Raw genomic sequence first — 15,357 nt, forward strand, 5'->3', positions numbered from 1 at the left:
GAGTGATCGTTCACGCAGGCCACGGCCTGCCTTCATCGTAGGGAGAAGAGGATCATGGCGCGCAAATACATCGACTGCCGCGAGTTTCCAAGCGCTTCCAAATGCTCGGTCGCGCTGTCCGCGGACTCTGAAAGCGAACTGCTCGAGGCCGCTGCACAGCATGCGGTCAGCGTCCACAAACACACCGACTCACCGGAACTGCGGGCCCAACTGAAGACGATGTTTCACGACGGCACCCCGCCTGTTGAAGCACCGCGTCCCGCTTAACATGGCCCGCGCCGACGCTACCGGGTTTCAGGTGGGAGAGGTATCGAGAAAGACATAGAGCGCCGCTATCTTCCCATCGCGAGCGATGATCACATCCCACCCCGTGTAGTCCGGTGACTCGCCGCGCGGACCGGAACCCCAAGCCAGGCGCCCACCGTTGTGGAGCGCCTGCGGCTTGCTGTGCGGGGTGTACACGAAGTGCGGGTGCGTCGCGCGAAGATCTCCGGCAAATTGATCGAGCGCGTCGTGCCCGACCAATACGCCCGGCGGCACGTAGATCTGGCAATCCTCCGTGTACAGCGCCTCGATGGCCTCACGGCGACGACGCGCGTCGCCTTCACCAAAGACTTCCTGAAGGTTGCGAAGCAGCAGTTCATTGATGCGAGCATTCATGATGGTTTTCCTCAGTGATTGACTGTTGACCCGATTCCGGAGGTAGTGCGGAGTTATTGAGCAAGCGCCAAGGTCTTGTTGATGGCCGTCACGACTGCGGGTCGCGCCGAGATTTCTTCGTACCAGCGCGTCACGAACGGGAACTCGGCGAGAGAGGCGCCGATTGCCTGGTGACGCCACACCCAGCCGAAATGGGCGATATCCGCAATGCTGTAGGTCTCGCCAGCCACATAAGGACGCTGCTCAAGGTGCTGGTTGAGCACCCCAAGCACTCGATTCACTTCCAAGAGAGCACGCGCCTGGGCCTCGGGTTGTGGTGGCGACTGCAGATTGGCCAGGAACGCCTGCAGGAACGCGGGACTCACACCGGACGCATGGAAGAAGAGTTGTTCGAACACCTTGCCGCGAGGAAGACCCTCCTTCGCCAACAGTTGCCCGGTTTTCTCCGCGAGGTAGACCAGGATGGCGGCGGACTCGCCGAGCACCACATCGTCGACGCCTGGCTCGGAGGAGCGGTCAACCAGAACGGGCACCTTGGCGTTGGGATTCAAGGCTCGGAAGGTTTCGCCCTTCTGCTCCCCCTGACGCAAATTGACGGGGACGAGCCGGTAGTCCAACCCCAACTCCTCCAGCGCGATGGAAACCTTGAGGCTGTTGGGCGTGGCAAATGCATACACTTCAAGCATGGTCATATCCTCTTTCATTTGATTGACGAACCCGCCGCCGCCGAAGCGCTTCGTAGTCGCGATGCAGGCTGCGTCAAAGGCCGTTGGGTGAGACAAATCTATGGCCGTGCGCTATTTTTCGAAATAGAAATGAATGAAAACCATCGTTGCAGGAATGCCATGTCCAAGCTGCCAGATTTCGAAGGGTTTGCGATGTTCGGGAAGGTCGCCGAAGAAGGTTCGTTTGCGGCGGCGGCGACCGCCATGGGGGTCTCGGTGGCGACGGTCTCGCGGGCCGTCAGCCGTCTTGAAGAGCGGTTGGGAGGTCGATTGTTCAACCGCACCTCCCGACGACTTGCGCTCACGGACTATGGCCGCTCGCTCGCCGAGCGAGCGGCAAGCCTCTACGCGCAGGCCGAGGAAGCCGAGGACTTCGCCCGTGAGACCGCGAGCCGCCCCCGTGGCCTGGTAAAGCTCGCGGTGCCGCTCTCCTTCGGAGCTCGCTGGGTCGCCCCGTTGCTGCCCGAGTTCTTTCGGATCTATCCGGACATCTCCATCGACCTGCATTCCACGGACGCGCAAGCCGACTTGATTGGCGAGGGCTTTGACGCCGCCCTGCGCATCGCCGTCATGGAAGACTCGTCACTCGTCGCGCGTCTCATTGCCCCGGTGCGCAGGTTCCTGGTCGCGTCCCCTGACTACCTGTCCCGCCATGGTCGCCCCCAACACCCGAGCGAGCTGGGTGCCCACCCGTGCCTGAGCTACATCAACAGGAACAGACGTGACGTCTGGCGCTTTACTCACACCAGGAGCGCCGAGGAATGCACGGTCGTGCCCACCGGCGGCTTGCGGGCAACGAGCGTGGAAGCCTTGTTGCCCACCGTCCTTGCCGGACAGGCCATCACCGAGATCCCCGAGTTCATCGCCACACAGTATTTGCGCGACCAGCAGCTCGAGCCGCTGTTGACCGATTGGCGCTTGCCTGAAGGGGGACTTTATTTCGTGACCCCCACGGCTCGTGCACGGCCGGCGAAGGTAAGCGCCTTGGCCGATTTCTTTACCTCCAGGCTTGCCGCGGCGCAATGGAGAGCCGAGACGGTTCTGGAGCAGAGGCCATAAAGCCGGTGCAGAGACGCGGTTTCTGGAATCTATCGAGCAACAAGGGCTGATCGCTTACAGCAGCTTGTTGCGTCGACCGGTTGAGCCCGCCGTCCCCTTCCCTCCTTTTCTAGAAAGACTCGACTGGCTTTTTTGCTGCCTCAGCCACTTTATGCCCTGTCTGTACCCATGACTGGATACACTTACCAAAACCAATACGGAAGAAACTTTGGCGTCGGCTCGCTCGCCAATTCAAGGTGATAGGTGATGGAGTTAAAGAAAAAAGCATCCAACGAGAGAAAGGCAGCAACCCCGAACAGCAGGGTTATCAGTTCACGAGACGAATGCCCGGAGTAATATTTACTTACAACATTACGAGCGCCCACAAGAACGACAAAACTGACAAAAACACCCGTGTAGTTTGGTAACAGCGGACGCTCCGCATAGAAATTATAAATAAAAACAATTAAAGTCAAGCCCAAGCCCACAACCGGGAGCACCAGACAAAACTTTAAAAACCATTTTTTGGCACCGGAAAACACGTTTCCCTTATCAATAAAAATATAGGCCGCCAACAAAGAAACAGCCGGCGTGATGGATAGTATATAGCGCATCTTTTTCGAATACGGGATCGTAAAAAATACAACAATGGCAAAAAGACACGCCGTGAGATACAGCAGCATATTGGTGTCCGGCTGTCGGGGAAAGCAGAAGAATTGCCTGTGTTTTTTAGCGATCACGATCAACGCAAAAAAAGCTGTCACCCCGTAGGCAATCAGCCCGCTGGTAAAATAAAAATAATAGCGCGGCGAATGCTCATTCACCACTCGTCCCAAGCCTTGCATCACCAATACCTCTTGCATGAAAGCCGTGCCGCCCTGCAGATAAGCAGCCCATGCCAACAACACAACGCCTGCAATGAAAAGCAAGCCCGCCAACAACGAAAACAAGAATAAAGCTCGCCACTGCCGACTCAATAAATAATAACAGCCCACGACAATCGCAGGAACGACCAAGCCAATAGGGCCACGAAACACAAAGCCAAGCGCCAACCCTACAAACACAAAGGCCAAACGTGACTTGTCGTTTTTTAATTCCGCAGAATACGCCGAGTAAAAACAGGTCACCGTAAAGAGCGCGGGATAAATATCAAGAGCCCAAAAATTGACACTGTCTAGAAACGCCCAGGTAAACAGCGAAAAAAAGACACCATACAACCCCCATTTTTTTTCGTGCAATGCCCCTAGTTTGTAGACAAAAACCAACATTAACGCCGCAGCGATGCAATAGGGCAACCCCATCGAGAGAATGGAAAGCCGACCAAAAGGCAAAGAAAACAAATAAACCAAGAAAGTATGCGCAATCGTATAATCGGGATAAGGCTGCAAGTCCTCCGCAATGGGGAACAGCGTCACACCGTGATGCAACATATACTCTGCAAAATCAACAAAACGCGTTGTATAGTTGGTGATGGACGCCTTGTATTGCAACCCCATGAATATAATGAGCGTTACCAGAAAAATACTTAGGCTGGGCTTTCTAATGACTTGTTTTATTAGAATATCCATATATTCAATACTTCCAAAAAACCGTTAACAACATAGCACCCCATCACAAAAACCACTGAGCAACGCTGACTAGCTGTCTGCTCACATAAACCGATTCAGCACAATGCTGGACCTGAGGATAATCATAGCCCCTATCGAGCTTCTCCGACGTTTAATATTACACCACCCACGAATGAAGCAAGGCGTGGCAGAAACCTGGAGCAACCGTTTACGAGCCGTTCACTTGAGAACTGAAACAAGCGCATTCCGTTAGTCGTCCAGGCGCAACATCATATGCTCCTCATCATAAAAGCGCTCACCGACCCGAAGTGTCCGCGACTCGATGCCGAAGGGATCGAACCCGAGCGACCGATAGAAACTTCTTGCGCGGATGTTCTCAGTATTGACACACAGATGGATCTGAATGACGCCAGTCGCCTTGGCGTGCACGAACACCGCGTCGAAGAGTCTTCTGGCCACTCCATTTCGGCGATATGCCGGGTCGACAAAGACGCCCCACACAAGCCCTTTGTGCTCAACCTGCCGAAGCGGCTCACGCCGAAGGCCGGCGATCCCCACCAGGGCTTGTTCCGCAAAAGCACCGAACACAATCTGATGCGCCGTTACACGAAGCCGAGCCTCGATGTCTGCCACTGGCCTCGCCTGCTCTTCTTCAGTCGTTGGCCAGATGGCGGTTGGGGAATCCGCAATCGCACGAAGGCGGATTGTTCTGTAGGTCTCGGCATCGCTCTCCGACAGCGGCCTGATTGTGATATGGCTAACTTGCATAGGCGCGAAACCTCTTATCGTGTCCTGGCACGGAGCGTTACTGCGGGCTCTTGGCTGTTGAGTCTGATGGCGACTTATATTGACTAGGTGACTGCTTTTCCAGCGAAAACGGTGCGAAAAGGCGACAAATATAGTTTGCCCTGTAGATAGCGATCAAGCATCAGCAGTGAACAGCAGGGAGAAATAAATCTGTTGTGGGAGCAATCGATCGACGCTCCCACAGTGGACGGAGGCGCTATCAGCTTCTTATGCGCTGCTCGACGACTCGCAGCCAACAAGCTTCAGTAGTAGGCAATGGGGAAAATAGATCCGTCTCCATTCCCCCCCTCTCAAATCAATCGAGAACTGAGCCGCCAAAAGCCTCGATTCAATTTTGACCTTCAGGGGCAGTCCAGGTGTTATCGTCACGGGGCGAGCGACCGAAAAAAGCTTTGTAGGCACGACTGAAAGCAGCTTCCGATTCATATCCAATCGCAAAGCCGACCTCACCAACACGACTGCGTCCCTTCAAAAGCATGTTTTTGGCTAGCGTCAACCGCCACTCATTCTGATACCGCAAAGGGGGACGTCCGACCAGCGTGTTGAACCGCTCGCAGAAGTTGGACCGTGACATGCCAGCAATCGCCGCCAGCGCATTGATGCTCCACTGCTGACCGGGCGCTTCGTGGATTGCTTTCAAAGCACGAGCGACACGCGCATCAGACAAGGCCCTCAGCCATCCTGAAGCAGCACCTTGCTGAACCCACGTTCGCAGTATGCGAATGACCACAAGGTCGATGAGGCGTGACACCATCAATGCTCCGCCCGGCTGTGTGTCATTAGCTTCGAGCAACATGAAATGCAGGATGCCTTCCGACCAAGCCACGGCGTCGGCCTGTCTAATGTGGATCATCCATGGCAGGGCAAATACCATCGCTTCAAAGCTGCTCGCATCGAACCAGAATCGGCAGATAACAACCTCTGCCAGCTCCGTGCAAGCCGAGATCTTCAACCCTGATGGAGTGTGCGGCAGCAGAAGGATATCACCCTGCCCAATCGTCATTACCTGCTGATCATCGCTCTGGATCTGCAGTTCTCCCTCCCGCAGCATACAGACATGAGCGCTTTTCTCATCCAACACAAGCTCATCGGCGCTCTCAAGCGCGCATGAGTAGACACGATCGCCCGTCAGACGAATTTTCGCCAGTACCTGGGAGAGCAGGTCGGCTGCAGCAAACCCTTCCAGTTGCATTTCTGGAAGAATGATCAAGTTTTCCAGGGATTTCATCATGTCCGATTGGCCGTGCCGTCGCTAACCTGAGCCTGTAAGCATATCGCGTCACGACCACTGGGCCATACGCTTCTTGCGCATTTGTCGCGCAGGCGCCTATGCATATCATCCAACCAGACGGAAAATATTTACATGTTCGGGATCTCACCCCTTGGCTGGTTACACACCCTCGGCAGTCTGCCAGCGATTCCGCTGGCCGCTTATATGTTCGGGCGCTACGGACGTATTGTTCCTCGGTCTACACCTGGCTTGCTCTACCTGGCTTCAATGCTGATCGGTGCCTGTACCGTGTTTCTCGTAGCGCATCAACCCGTCAGCAAAATTATTGGTGCAGTGACGATTGCACTTCTGCTTGCAGGCTACGGGATAGGATTATTACGTTGGCTGGGTAGAGCCGGCGTTTACATTGAAACCATTCTCTTGAGCCTGACGGCATTCTTCCTGATGGTGCCCACCGTCTCTGAGACATTACGCCGAGTGCCGGATGGCCACCCTATAGTGACTGACCTGCACTCGCCATTGTTGATTGGCGCGCAAGGCTGCCTCCTCATGGTGCTGATTATTGGCATCATCGCGCAAGTTCTTTACTTACGTAACGAAAAAAGGCGCACAAACACCTAGGGGGGTTGCTTGAAGTTTGGTTAGTCATTGAGCACCTCTCGTGAAAACTTGTGACAGAAAGGGGACAGATTTATTTAACCTCGCAGATGCCATTAAACATCAGCCGCGAGCAACTGGAAAAAATAAATCCGCCCCCCTTCGTCCCCTTTCCGCTCAAAAAGGGGGCAAATTTATTTTAGATACGTCTGACGGGTCTTCCTTGCCCACGCCGCTCTATCCGCAAGCCCATAACCGCCTCAATCTCGTCAACAAAACAAGTATTTCCAGTCAGTTGACCGCGCTGTAGCGCTTCTCGAATCAATGTCAGCTCTTCAGATGAAACATTCTGGTTCACAAAGGTTCGATATTTAAGTCTCCGGTCCTCCAAGGTATGACCGAGAGCGTCAAAACAAGGGTCCGTGTCGAGCCAATTATCGCAAGCCTGCTCACTAAAACGTAATAGGTAACTTGACCAGGCATAATCTTCGGGTTGAGAAACCATTTTGGCCCGAACTGGATTTAGCTCGATGTAACGACTGCATGCGAGCAGATAGCAATCCGACTGCACAAGGCTTGATTTGTAACGACCCTCCCATAACGTGCCGGAACACCCTTCAAGCTTATTGCGATAGCGAGTCATTCGTGCAGCCAAAGCTTTCATCAACTGCCCTAGACCAGTAGTAGACTCATCGGGAGCTAGTAACAGATGCACATGATTAGTCATGAGACAGTACGCGTAGACCTTGACCCCGAACACGTCCTTGAGCTCACGTAAATTGTACAAATAGCGCTGAAAATCACCAGCTTCCGCAAATACAGCCTGACGATTGTGCCCTCGCTGAACAATGTGATGAGGGTAGTTCGGTAAGACAACTCGTCCCATTCTTGGCATAAAACCTCCTTCCGTGGAGATATCAGCATAGCAAATGGAGGAAAAATAAATCTGTCCCCTTTTCTCGCTTTTCTCGTAAATAAATCTGTCCCCTTTTCTTTGTCCCCTTTTCTTTTTCTTTATAAATAAATCTGTCCCCTTTTCTATTCTTAATCTGTCCCATTTTTTCTTGTCCATTTTTTATAAAATTAGTTGCAAGCACTTGCAGGCTGTGCTTTAAAGAAGGGACCGCGAGTCGAGGAATTCGTGGTGTGCCCCTGGAAGGTGCGCTGGTCGAGTGAGGCGCAATGTCTCCAGGTTTTTTTTGCAAAACCTAAAAGGACTTTAGTTATGACCCTGTCTCTTCAAAACATTAAACCTGAGCAGATCGATGCGCTCAAAAAGCAATCACAGGCTGCCTTTGACTCACAAATCAAGAGCCTGCGAGAGCTTTCCAATACGAAGCCGGCGCTAGAAGAGGTCCTCCATCAGAACGTGCACCCGCAATCGTTGTGTGGATGCGGATGCCAGCAGTACATTTGCGGTTACTTCTCCTTCGAAGGTTGCGGTTGCGGTTGTTATCCTCAGACCGAAACCATCCAGATTACTGCGTCACCTGCCGATATCGGACCCAATGCTCCTCAGCAAGGAACAGCAGTGCGGTTCGTCGGCCAGGTGACAGGTACGGGCACCAATATCAACATTCCCAATATCTACCTGCAGGGCACGGTGCCTGATGCTGAGAACCTCATCGGCGTGTCGTTGTCGCTGCAATTGTCGATTAGTCCAGGTTCGCTCACCTTGTTCATTTCTGAAGGGCAGCGCTTGCTGACCGTAATGGTCCATCCATCGCAATATGCCGCGAACATTAGTGGGCAGTTCTCCGGCAGTGGATACGGCATATTCCAGCTAGCGTAATGTAGTCGAGCAGGAGTCATCAGCTCGACGCCAGGCAAGAAAGCCCTAGCCTTAAATGCTAGGGCTTTTTTTGGTTTTTGTCCTGTCCTGAATAAGATGTCTAGCCCCAAAAGGGAACAAACTTGAATGGCACTTACTTAACCTTCTTCGGATGTCCATTAAGTGTCGCGAGCACACAGGACCTTGTTTGCCTGACTCAACGCTCAAACTGTAGTGTCAGAGTGAACGCTATTTTTTTCTTGGATCGTCTGCGGGGTTGACGTAGTCAATCCCGGCTGGGCCGGGGCCCTCCACCTGAAGGATGACCTCTGCGCCTTTGCTTGCCCCAAAATGCCTCATGTGACCCTCGCCATAAATGCTTCCGGCCGGAAACTCATGCAATTTTGTCGCATCGAATTTATCCCCATAGCCGTGATACCACGTCCCCGAGATCACGGTGACTGTGCGCTCGTCGGGATGAGTATGGGCGGGAATAATATAGTTCGGCGGGAGTTTTACTCGCACAATATATTGGCCAACGTTGGGGTCGCCCTGAAGGACGGCGATTTTTGCACCCTTTGGTAAAGCAGGGTTATCGACCCACTTGATGTCCTTTGGGGTAACCATCATGTAAGCGCCAGGCTCAGCCCAACCCGTTGACGCCCCAAGGCAACCCATCGCAAAGACAATAGATAACGCCGCGAGTTTGTTGTACATCGTATTCTCCTCAGAGCGGTTTGAACGAGGTCGGGCTATTGAGCACGCAGGCATCGGCCTCCCAAGACTGTCTGCTTAACTGATCATAGTTGAAGACACACCGAAGCACTCGACACCGCTCACCCCTTTCAGCCATGCCCCCCCATTCCTGATAAACTCCCCCTTTTGCCCCACCTATTCCAGAAACGCCAATGCCCCTACTCACCGCCCCACCCGCCCCCCTCTCCCGGCGCTTCTCCGTCGCCCCGATGATGGATTGGAACACCTGATTCTACAGGCCATGTAATACGTGCCTTTCAGCGCACATCAGAAACCCTCTTACCACTTTCGTACCACCGGCCGGCGAAACAAACTTCCCAACTGGGCCAGCAGGGCCCGACGCGTCTTCCTGTAGCGATTGTCTGTCGCTCCAATCCCGACACTATCTACACACCTCCCCAGCACCTGATATCGCCCCAACAAATCATCACGGTCGATAACTGCCGCTCGTATGCGCACACCTGCACATAGGGGAACCTGAGACCTAAAATTTTCTGGGCTAAAAAAAAGAGTAACATCAGTAATCTTGGCTTAAAAAGCCTCTCAACCCTTTGAAAATCAATGGGTTTATCTTTCGAGCAAAAGGTAATCTTTAAGTAATATTGAAGTAATCTGATTACCCTTTATAAATGCAACTCCATATCTTTATAAAACCCTTTAAAATCAATAGCTTGAGAAATAATTACCTTTTCAATTACTTCTCTATTACTCCTTTTTGTAATCTCAAACCCCACGGAATACGTGGCCTCCAGCCCATTTACTGGAGCTGGTTACTGAAATTACTCTTTCTCAGACCTCCCCCCTCCGTTCACAGCAGAGCCTCCAGCCCTTCCCCGAAATACCACCCACCGTGCAGGGTTCCGCAGGCTTCTGCCCACCCCACAACGCCGAGGAGGCCCCCAGCCTGAGCCGCCCCGAGGTACCTGCAGGTGCGCAGAAAAAACGACCCATTTAGCCCGCAGGCGAGGTGGGGGGACGACGGCGCGCGCCAGGTTGAAAGAAGCCACCACCAGTGGCGGCGCACCAAATCAGTGCATTTCAAGAAGCGCCCACGCCTAACGTTTTTTTGCGTCCACAAAGCACACAACCTGTCCCTCGTCGCCGAGTTCGTGGTACTAGTCGATCAACAAAGGAACCTGTAATAGGGAGAGGGTATGAGCAGGATATTTTTCAACATCAAAGTGTGCGGAAAGGAAGAGCATCGCGACGGATTTCTTGATGGCAATCTATTCATGAACCCGCTTGGGTTCTTCAGACAGTACGAGGAAGACGAGGCAGCAAACATCGGGGATCGTCACGAGGCGACTGTCACGCTCCTCCAGCCGGGCCAATTCACAATGACAATTAACGACTATACAATCCCGGCGGAGGACTTTGCTGAAGCGTCAGTTATCCAGTACAACGGCTACAACACTTTGAACTTGCTCTGCCTCTACGCAGTGCATGAGCAAGGGCACTCCTTCGGCTCGGAGGAGGATTTCGAGAGCTTTGTTGAAGCTCAAATGTTGAAGCCGGAGGTCGACGGACTCGGGGACTATGCCGCTGTTGTGGTCAATACCAAGGCCTTTCAAGAAAGAGTATTTCAGGCCATACGACGAGAGGGCTTCAAAGCTAAGGTCTCCCTCGTGGACTACTACGACCCCACTACATTCAACGGCACATTTGATACTGACCGGGCAGTATTCAATAAGCGTGACACGTATTCCCATCAGAGGGAGTACAGGGTTGCGCTTGACCGAGGAGTGGAGGGTGAGATCCCCTACACTCTCGAGGTTGGGTCACTGCACGACATCTGCGTGGGATGCCATACATCGGAGGTCAACGAATTAATCCGTACGTACCTTTACCAGATGAAGGCCCAAGGGATTTTCGGCATATTGACTGAAAAACACATCACCAAGTGATAGCATTTAGCCCCCAGACGATATCACTAACAAGGAGTAGGAGAATGGAACTGTATGATGACGCTCACACAGCAGTTAACGACTTTTCAGTCTTTCAAGGGAGATTTTTGAAAGTCAGGAACGGTTTTGAAGATTTTTTTGCAAACTTCAATCCTGAGAAGCTAAACATTCGTGGTATTTCAGCCGAATTGGATACTGTGGCAGGAACCTGTGTGTTCAATGCTTATGGCAGAAAATTCATGGCAACACTTACGCCACTTTTAATTAACAAAACACCATACGGAAACATTGAGTTTTTAGAAGTTATTGAAAAGAAACGAATTTCAATCGAAAGATTTCTTATTACTTATCAACAAAATATAACGACGCTCGCAGGCGAAACACTTATGCCTGCAAGCGATTTTAGTAATGTTCAAACTTGCTACATTCTTAACCTTCTCAATCGCGGACTCAGTCGCCCGATTACCTCAGCGGACTACTGAGGCAATTCAGCAGGTGGCTCAGCTTATGAGCTACCTGCCACCCGTTTCTAAAACAGTCCTCCGAGCGCCGCCGGCTCCCAGTTCATGATCACCAGTTCCCCGCTGACTTCAGCCTTCCCCTGCCGCTGGTTCGCCGTGCTGTAACGGATATCCACCGTTTCGAAGTGGAAGCCCTCAAACACCCTTCGAATATCTGGATGATCGTTGATGCTAACCATCACCTTGCCCTTACATCGTCGCATGAAGTCGGCCATGCGTTCGTAGTTCTCAAACGGGAAGTCCACGCCATACCCAGCGGTCTGCCAGTAAGGCGGGTCCATGTAGTGGAAGGTGTGCGGCCGGTCGTAGCGTTCCGCGCATTCAAGCCAAGCCAGGTTTTCCACGTAGGTGCCGGACAGACGCTGCCAAGCCGCTGACAGATTTTCCTCAATCCGCAGCAGGTTGATGGCGGGACCAGTTGTCGCCGTGCCGAACGTCTGGCCGCTGACCTTCCCCGCGAACGCATGATGTTGCAGATAGAAAAACCTGGCGGCGCGTTGGATATCGGTCAGCGTTTCCGGCCGGGTCATCTTCTGCCATTCGAATACCTGCCGGGAGCTGATCGCCCATTTGAACTGGCGCACGAACTCTTCAAGGTGGTTCTGGACCACGCGGTATAACGTCACCAGATCGCCGTTAATGTCATTGAGCACTTCAACAGGTGCAGCCTGTGGGCGCATGAAGTACAGCGCGGCCCCACCGGCAAAGACTTCGACGTAGCATTCATGGGGTGGAAACAGCGGGATAAGACGATCAGCCAGGCGACGCTTGCCGCCCATCCACGGAATTATTGGTGTGCTCATAAGTGATCCTTGTTTCAAAAATTGGATTCGCTTAGGCTTCGCACCCCCTGCGCAGTGGGGCGAGGCCTTGGTTGGAGCACTCGGCACGTTCGAGTGATTCAGCGTCGAGCGGGTGTTAGCGCACCAGCTCGTCGCCTCGTTTACTGCGCGGGGGTACTACTTTCCCCCCGTTGGAAGCTCAAATTCCTTGAAGCCGACAACCTCTTCACCCAGCCACTCGTTGACCTGAGCCAGCCTCGCCTGCAACGGCTCCAGCTCGTTGACCGCCCAAACCTCAGCAGCCTCCCGCAACGATCCAAAACCGCCCGCGTTCTGCGGCACGATGCCCATCAACTGCGGCGGAATACGCAAAGCCGCAAGCAGGTCGTCGCGGCTAATGTTCTTGATCGAGCTGAATTCGTCCTTGGCAGCAACCTCACTCACCGGAATGAGCTGAATTCCATCCTTCTTCCCGGCGGGCGCGTACACGAACAGGTTGCGAAAGTTGCCAGGCCCTTTGGAGTTCTTCAGCGCGGTGCGCAGTGAGTCGATGTCCTCTTCTTTCTGCGCCGCATCGGTCATGTAGAGGATGAAACCGGCGTGACTGCCGTTGTTGTAGTACTTGCGACGGAACAGGGTGGCGCTCTCGTTGAGCAGAGCGCTTTGTAGTGCTGCGAGCCACTCCGGCAGGCCGTAAATTTCCTGATTGATATCGGCTTCACGCAGGTGACAGATCGAGCCTGGCGCAAACTCGTGCTCATCCTTCCAACCACGTACCTGGTAATAGGTCTCCAAGTCGACACCTCGGCGCATGTACTTCGCCAGCGGCGGCAGCAGGCCCAGGGTATTGCGAAGCATGTTGTTGCGTTTTTCCAGATAGCAATTGCCGCACCAGAGCCAGTCCAGGGCGAACTGCTCAAATGCCTGCCGACTCAACAGCCGATGGGGAACGAACGTGCGGGCAAGCATGTTGCGCTTGAAGTTCAACCCGGACTGTAGGTACACACTGGCCCGTGTCGTCTTGGCCAATCCGTCCATAGACATGGGTGTCTCAAACCAACGCCCATTGGCCCAACACTCCAGGTAGTCAAGGATCTCCCGGCCATCGAGGACTGGCGTGGGGTCACCAAAAGTGAACGCCTCAACAGGTCCAGATTCAGGCGGCAGCAGATCGCCCTCAATGGGGGCAGGGGCGTTGGCCATGTGGTTTCCGCGCTTACGCTTGCTCATCAATAGGACTCCATAAATCCGGTATTGGCCGTGGTCTGCCCTTCGAGGGGTTCGTTGTGCAGCGCGTGGAACGTCGCCCACGCCAAATCGGCATGGCCGGTCTCGTCGGTGCGACCGGCGGTGTAAGTGAACTGGCGCCCGGAGGCGGTGACTGTTTTGCGGATCGCCATCAGCGACTGCGCCATGTCGATCCAGCCGGCGTCGAACTCCAGGCGACCGTTTTTGATGACGTCGTAGGCCTTCAGCACCAATTTTGTTTTGACTTCGGGCGAATAGCTGAAGGTGGTGATGTTCGGGAAAAACTGCTTCACCAGCTGGGCCACGCCAGATCCCATGCCAGTGATGTCAATCCCGATGTAGGTCACCCAATAGCGCCTGGTGATCTGGCGAATGGCCTCGGCCTGAGCGGCGAAGTCCATACCACGGAACTGGAAGCGCTCAAGGATCCGGAACTTGCCTCCGGGCACCAACGGCGGGGCGATCACCACGAGACCTGCACTATCACCACTCTCGGCAGGGTCGTAGCCAACCCAGACCTGTCGATCGCCAAACGGCCGCGCGGCAAACGGCTTGTAGTCCTGGGCCCAAAGATCCCAACTGTCGACCATGCAGGGCTGCAACATGGCCAGCGGGAAAATGCTGGCCCCGTCGTCAACGAACTGGCACATCAGCAGGTTCTGGAAGGCCTCGGCATCGTATTCCTGACGCAGCTCGTCGAGGTCAAACAGATCGCAGCCACGATCTTCCGCGTCCAGAATGGTGACGATCTGCCGCCAGACCCGATCCTCACACAGCCGCCCCTGTTGCAGCGCGTTGTGGGAAACGTCGATTTTGACCCGCTGCGCCGCCGGCTTGCCCTTGTTGAAACGCTCACCAGTCCAGAACGTATAGGCCTCGTGCGCCATGCTGGAGGGCGTCGAAAAGTAGGTCCGGCGATACTGTTTCTGCATCGCCATGCCGCTGGCTACCTTGTTCAGCTCCTTGAACTTGAACGTCCAGAAGAACTCGTCAAAGTAGAAATTCCCGTGATAGCCCTGGGCCGTGCGGGCGTTGGTGCCCAGGAAGTGCAGTTCCGCACCATTCCCCAGAATGATCGGGTCGCCCGTCAACTCGACACCGACCACCTCGCGAGCAAAGGCCTGGATGTAAGCCTTGAAGATATGCGCCTGATTTTTCGATGCCGACAGGAAAATCTGATTACGCCCGGTGGTCAGCGCATCAATCAACGCCTCCCGAGCGAAATAGAACGTCGCACCGATCTGCCGAGACTTGAGGATTGCACGGGTGCGCTGATTGCCCGCTTTGTACCAGTCCAGCTGATAACCGAAACAGCCGTCGATGAAAGCCTCAGTCAGCTTTTCAATATGCTCTTCGTCGAACTCGTTGCGTTTCGGCGCCTTCTTCGGCCCCTCATTACGCTTGGCCAGGTTCGGATTCAGCTCGGTTTCGGTACCGCCATCGTTGAAGCGCTGAATGCGAGCCTGCCGCTCCAGCTGCCGGTGCAGCAGGTCAATTTCCTTGTAGTCCGATCCTGACTTGGGGTCTTTGAGGATCAGTTGTACCAAGCGGGCTTCAGTCGCGGCCTGGATACGCTCCAGCGGTGTAGCCCGGTCCCACTCGTCGCGGGCCTTCCAACTGTGCAGTGTCTTTTCCTTCTCCCCGATCAGCTCGGCGATCTCGCACACGCGATACCCCTGCCAGTACAGGTGCTTGGCATGGCGGCGGTGATCGGTGGGCAAATCGACGATGGCATTCATGGCGCAGATC

The 15,357-nt window shown here is 54.0% G+C and carries 16 protein-coding genes; 6 read left to right on the plus strand and 10 right to left on the minus strand.

Features of this window, described 5'->3' with window-relative positions; translation table 11 throughout:
• Positions 1-54 precede the first annotated feature (54 nt).
• Positions 55-267 carry a DUF1059 domain-containing protein gene (locus UCMB321_RS09845; protein WP_040065912.1) on the plus strand — a complete coding sequence of 71 codons (213 nt, stop codon included), beginning with the start codon at positions 55-57 and terminating at the stop codon, positions 265-267.
• A 27-nt stretch (positions 268-294) separates the two neighbouring features.
• On the opposite strand, the gene UCMB321_RS09850 is transcribed toward UCMB321_RS09845, so the two are convergent.
• Together UCMB321_RS09850 and UCMB321_RS09855 are read right to left on the minus strand one after the other, a co-directional pair.
• Positions 295-660: a nuclear transport factor 2 family protein gene (locus tag UCMB321_RS09850; RefSeq protein WP_040065914.1), complete on the minus strand. Its 366-nt coding sequence runs from the start codon at positions 658-660 to the stop codon at positions 295-297.
• A gap of 53 nt (positions 661-713) precedes the next feature.
• Positions 714-1,346 carry a glutathione S-transferase family protein gene (locus tag UCMB321_RS09855; protein WP_040066084.1) on the minus strand — a complete coding sequence of 211 codons (633 nt, stop codon included), beginning with the start codon at positions 1,344-1,346 and terminating at the stop codon, positions 714-716.
• Between the two features lie 159 nt (positions 1,347-1,505).
• Between UCMB321_RS09855 and UCMB321_RS09860 the strand changes: the two genes are divergently transcribed.
• Positions 1,506-2,444: a LysR family transcriptional regulator gene (locus UCMB321_RS09860; protein ID WP_040065916.1), complete on the plus strand. Its 939-nt coding sequence runs from the start codon at positions 1,506-1,508 to the stop codon at positions 2,442-2,444.
• Positions 2,445-2,626: 182 nt separating this feature from the next.
• Here the strand turns inward: UCMB321_RS09860 and UCMB321_RS09865 are convergent, their stop codons facing one another.
• The 3 genes from UCMB321_RS09865 to UCMB321_RS09875 all read right to left on the minus strand — a co-directional run bounded on the left by UCMB321_RS09865 (position 2,627) and on the right by UCMB321_RS09875 (position 6,029).
• On the minus strand, positions 2,627-3,991 hold the full coding sequence (locus UCMB321_RS09865; protein ID WP_052451119.1) for an ArnT family glycosyltransferase: 1,365 nt from the start codon (positions 3,989-3,991) through the stop codon (positions 2,627-2,629).
• Between the two features lie 249 nt (positions 3,992-4,240).
• Entirely contained in the window at positions 4,241-4,759 is a 519-nt protein-coding gene (locus UCMB321_RS09870; protein ID WP_040065919.1) for a GNAT family N-acetyltransferase, read from the minus strand.
• A gap of 367 nt (positions 4,760-5,126) precedes the next feature.
• Positions 5,127-6,029: a helix-turn-helix transcriptional regulator gene (locus tag UCMB321_RS09875; protein ID WP_040065921.1), complete on the minus strand. Its 903-nt coding sequence runs from the start codon at positions 6,027-6,029 to the stop codon at positions 5,127-5,129.
• A 132-nt stretch (positions 6,030-6,161) separates the two neighbouring features.
• Between UCMB321_RS09875 and UCMB321_RS09880 the strand changes: the two genes are divergently transcribed.
• Positions 6,162-6,650 (plus strand): hypothetical protein, encoded by a 489-nt coding sequence (locus UCMB321_RS09880; RefSeq protein WP_040065924.1) that lies wholly within the window; start codon positions 6,162-6,164, stop codon positions 6,648-6,650.
• A 175-nt stretch (positions 6,651-6,825) separates the two neighbouring features.
• Here UCMB321_RS09880 and UCMB321_RS29950 read toward each other — a convergent pair whose 3' ends face one another.
• Positions 6,826-7,521, minus strand: a complete 696-nt coding sequence (locus tag UCMB321_RS29950; protein WP_084614868.1) for a transposase — start codon at positions 7,519-7,521, stop codon at positions 6,826-6,828.
• 330 nt (positions 7,522-7,851) lie between these two features.
• Between UCMB321_RS29950 and UCMB321_RS09885 the strand changes: the two genes are divergently transcribed.
• Positions 7,852-8,418, plus strand: a complete 567-nt coding sequence (locus UCMB321_RS09885; protein ID WP_040065926.1) for a hypothetical protein — start codon at positions 7,852-7,854, stop codon at positions 8,416-8,418.
• A 228-nt stretch (positions 8,419-8,646) separates the two neighbouring features.
• Here the strand turns inward: UCMB321_RS09885 and UCMB321_RS09890 are convergent, their stop codons facing one another.
• Positions 8,647-9,114 carry a cupin domain-containing protein gene (locus UCMB321_RS09890; protein WP_209437150.1) on the minus strand — a complete coding sequence of 156 codons (468 nt, stop codon included), beginning with the start codon at positions 9,112-9,114 and terminating at the stop codon, positions 8,647-8,649.
• Positions 9,115-10,307: 1,193 nt separating this feature from the next.
• Here UCMB321_RS09890 and UCMB321_RS09895 point away from each other — a divergent pair.
• Both UCMB321_RS09895 and UCMB321_RS30655 read left to right on the plus strand, forming a co-directional pair.
• Positions 10,308-11,057: a hypothetical protein gene (locus tag UCMB321_RS09895; protein ID WP_040065928.1), complete on the plus strand. Its 750-nt coding sequence runs from the start codon at positions 10,308-10,310 to the stop codon at positions 11,055-11,057.
• Positions 11,058-11,101: 44 nt separating this feature from the next.
• Complete coding sequence (locus UCMB321_RS30655; RefSeq protein ID WP_157015889.1) at positions 11,102-11,539, plus strand: hypothetical protein; 438 nt, start codon at positions 11,102-11,104, stop codon at positions 11,537-11,539.
• 47 nt (positions 11,540-11,586) lie between these two features.
• On the opposite strand, the gene UCMB321_RS09900 is transcribed toward UCMB321_RS30655, so the two are convergent.
• From UCMB321_RS09900 to UCMB321_RS09910, 3 genes are all read right to left on the minus strand, one after another.
• Entirely contained in the window at positions 11,587-12,381 is a 795-nt protein-coding gene (locus UCMB321_RS09900; protein WP_040065932.1) for a DNA adenine methylase, read from the minus strand.
• A gap of 156 nt (positions 12,382-12,537) precedes the next feature.
• Complete coding sequence (locus UCMB321_RS09905; RefSeq protein WP_040065934.1) at positions 12,538-13,590, minus strand: phage portal protein; 1,053 nt, start codon at positions 13,588-13,590, stop codon at positions 12,538-12,540.
• Positions 13,590-15,347, minus strand: a complete 1,758-nt coding sequence (locus UCMB321_RS09910; RefSeq protein WP_040065936.1) for a terminase ATPase subunit family protein — start codon at positions 15,345-15,347, stop codon at positions 13,590-13,592. The genes UCMB321_RS09905 and UCMB321_RS09910 overlap by 1 nt, the downstream gene beginning before the upstream one ends.
• Positions 15,348-15,357: the final 10 nt, after the last annotated feature.

Origin of the sequence: Pseudomonas batumici (assembly GCF_000820515.1) — a bacterium.
Lineage (GTDB): Bacteria > Pseudomonadota > Gammaproteobacteria > Pseudomonadales > Pseudomonadaceae > Aquipseudomonas > Aquipseudomonas batumici.

Bases quoted from the DNA above. Each gene is read 5' to 3' on its own strand.
- UCMB321_RS09845 (WP_040065912.1), top strand. From the start codon at position 55: ATGGCGCGCAAATACATCGACTGCCGCGAGTTTCCAAGCGCTTCCAAA.
- UCMB321_RS09850 (WP_040065914.1), bottom strand. From the start codon at position 660: ATGAATGCTCGCATCAATGAACTGCTGCTTCGCAACCTTCAGGAAGTC.
- UCMB321_RS09855 (WP_040066084.1), bottom strand. From the start codon at position 1,346: ATGCTTGAAGTGTATGCATTTGCCACGCCCAACAGCCTCAAGGTTTCC.
- UCMB321_RS09860 (WP_040065916.1), top strand. From the start codon at position 1,506: ATGTCCAAGCTGCCAGATTTCGAAGGGTTTGCGATGTTCGGGAAGGTC.
- UCMB321_RS09865 (WP_052451119.1), bottom strand. From the start codon at position 3,991: ATGGATATTCTAATAAAACAAGTCATTAGAAAGCCCAGCCTAAGTATT.
- UCMB321_RS09870 (WP_040065919.1), bottom strand. From the start codon at position 4,759: ATGCAAGTTAGCCATATCACAATCAGGCCGCTGTCGGAGAGCGATGCC.
- UCMB321_RS09875 (WP_040065921.1), bottom strand. From the start codon at position 6,029: ATGATGAAATCCCTGGAAAACTTGATCATTCTTCCAGAAATGCAACTG.
- UCMB321_RS09880 (WP_040065924.1), top strand. From the start codon at position 6,162: ATGTTCGGGATCTCACCCCTTGGCTGGTTACACACCCTCGGCAGTCTG.
- UCMB321_RS29950 (WP_084614868.1), bottom strand. From the start codon at position 7,521: ATGCCAAGAATGGGACGAGTTGTCTTACCGAACTACCCTCATCACATT.
- UCMB321_RS09885 (WP_040065926.1), top strand. From the start codon at position 7,852: ATGACCCTGTCTCTTCAAAACATTAAACCTGAGCAGATCGATGCGCTC.
- UCMB321_RS09890 (WP_209437150.1), bottom strand. From the start codon at position 9,114: ATGTACAACAAACTCGCGGCGTTATCTATTGTCTTTGCGATGGGTTGC.
- UCMB321_RS09895 (WP_040065928.1), top strand. From the start codon at position 10,308: ATGAGCAGGATATTTTTCAACATCAAAGTGTGCGGAAAGGAAGAGCAT.
- UCMB321_RS30655 (WP_157015889.1), top strand. From the start codon at position 11,102: ATGGAACTGTATGATGACGCTCACACAGCAGTTAACGACTTTTCAGTC.
- UCMB321_RS09900 (WP_040065932.1), bottom strand. From the start codon at position 12,381: ATGAGCACACCAATAATTCCGTGGATGGGCGGCAAGCGTCGCCTGGCT.
- UCMB321_RS09905 (WP_040065934.1), bottom strand. From the start codon at position 13,590: ATGAGCAAGCGTAAGCGCGGAAACCACATGGCCAACGCCCCTGCCCCC.
- UCMB321_RS09910 (WP_040065936.1), bottom strand. From the start codon at position 15,347: ATGAATGCCATCGTCGATTTGCCCACCGATCACCGCCGCCATGCCAAG.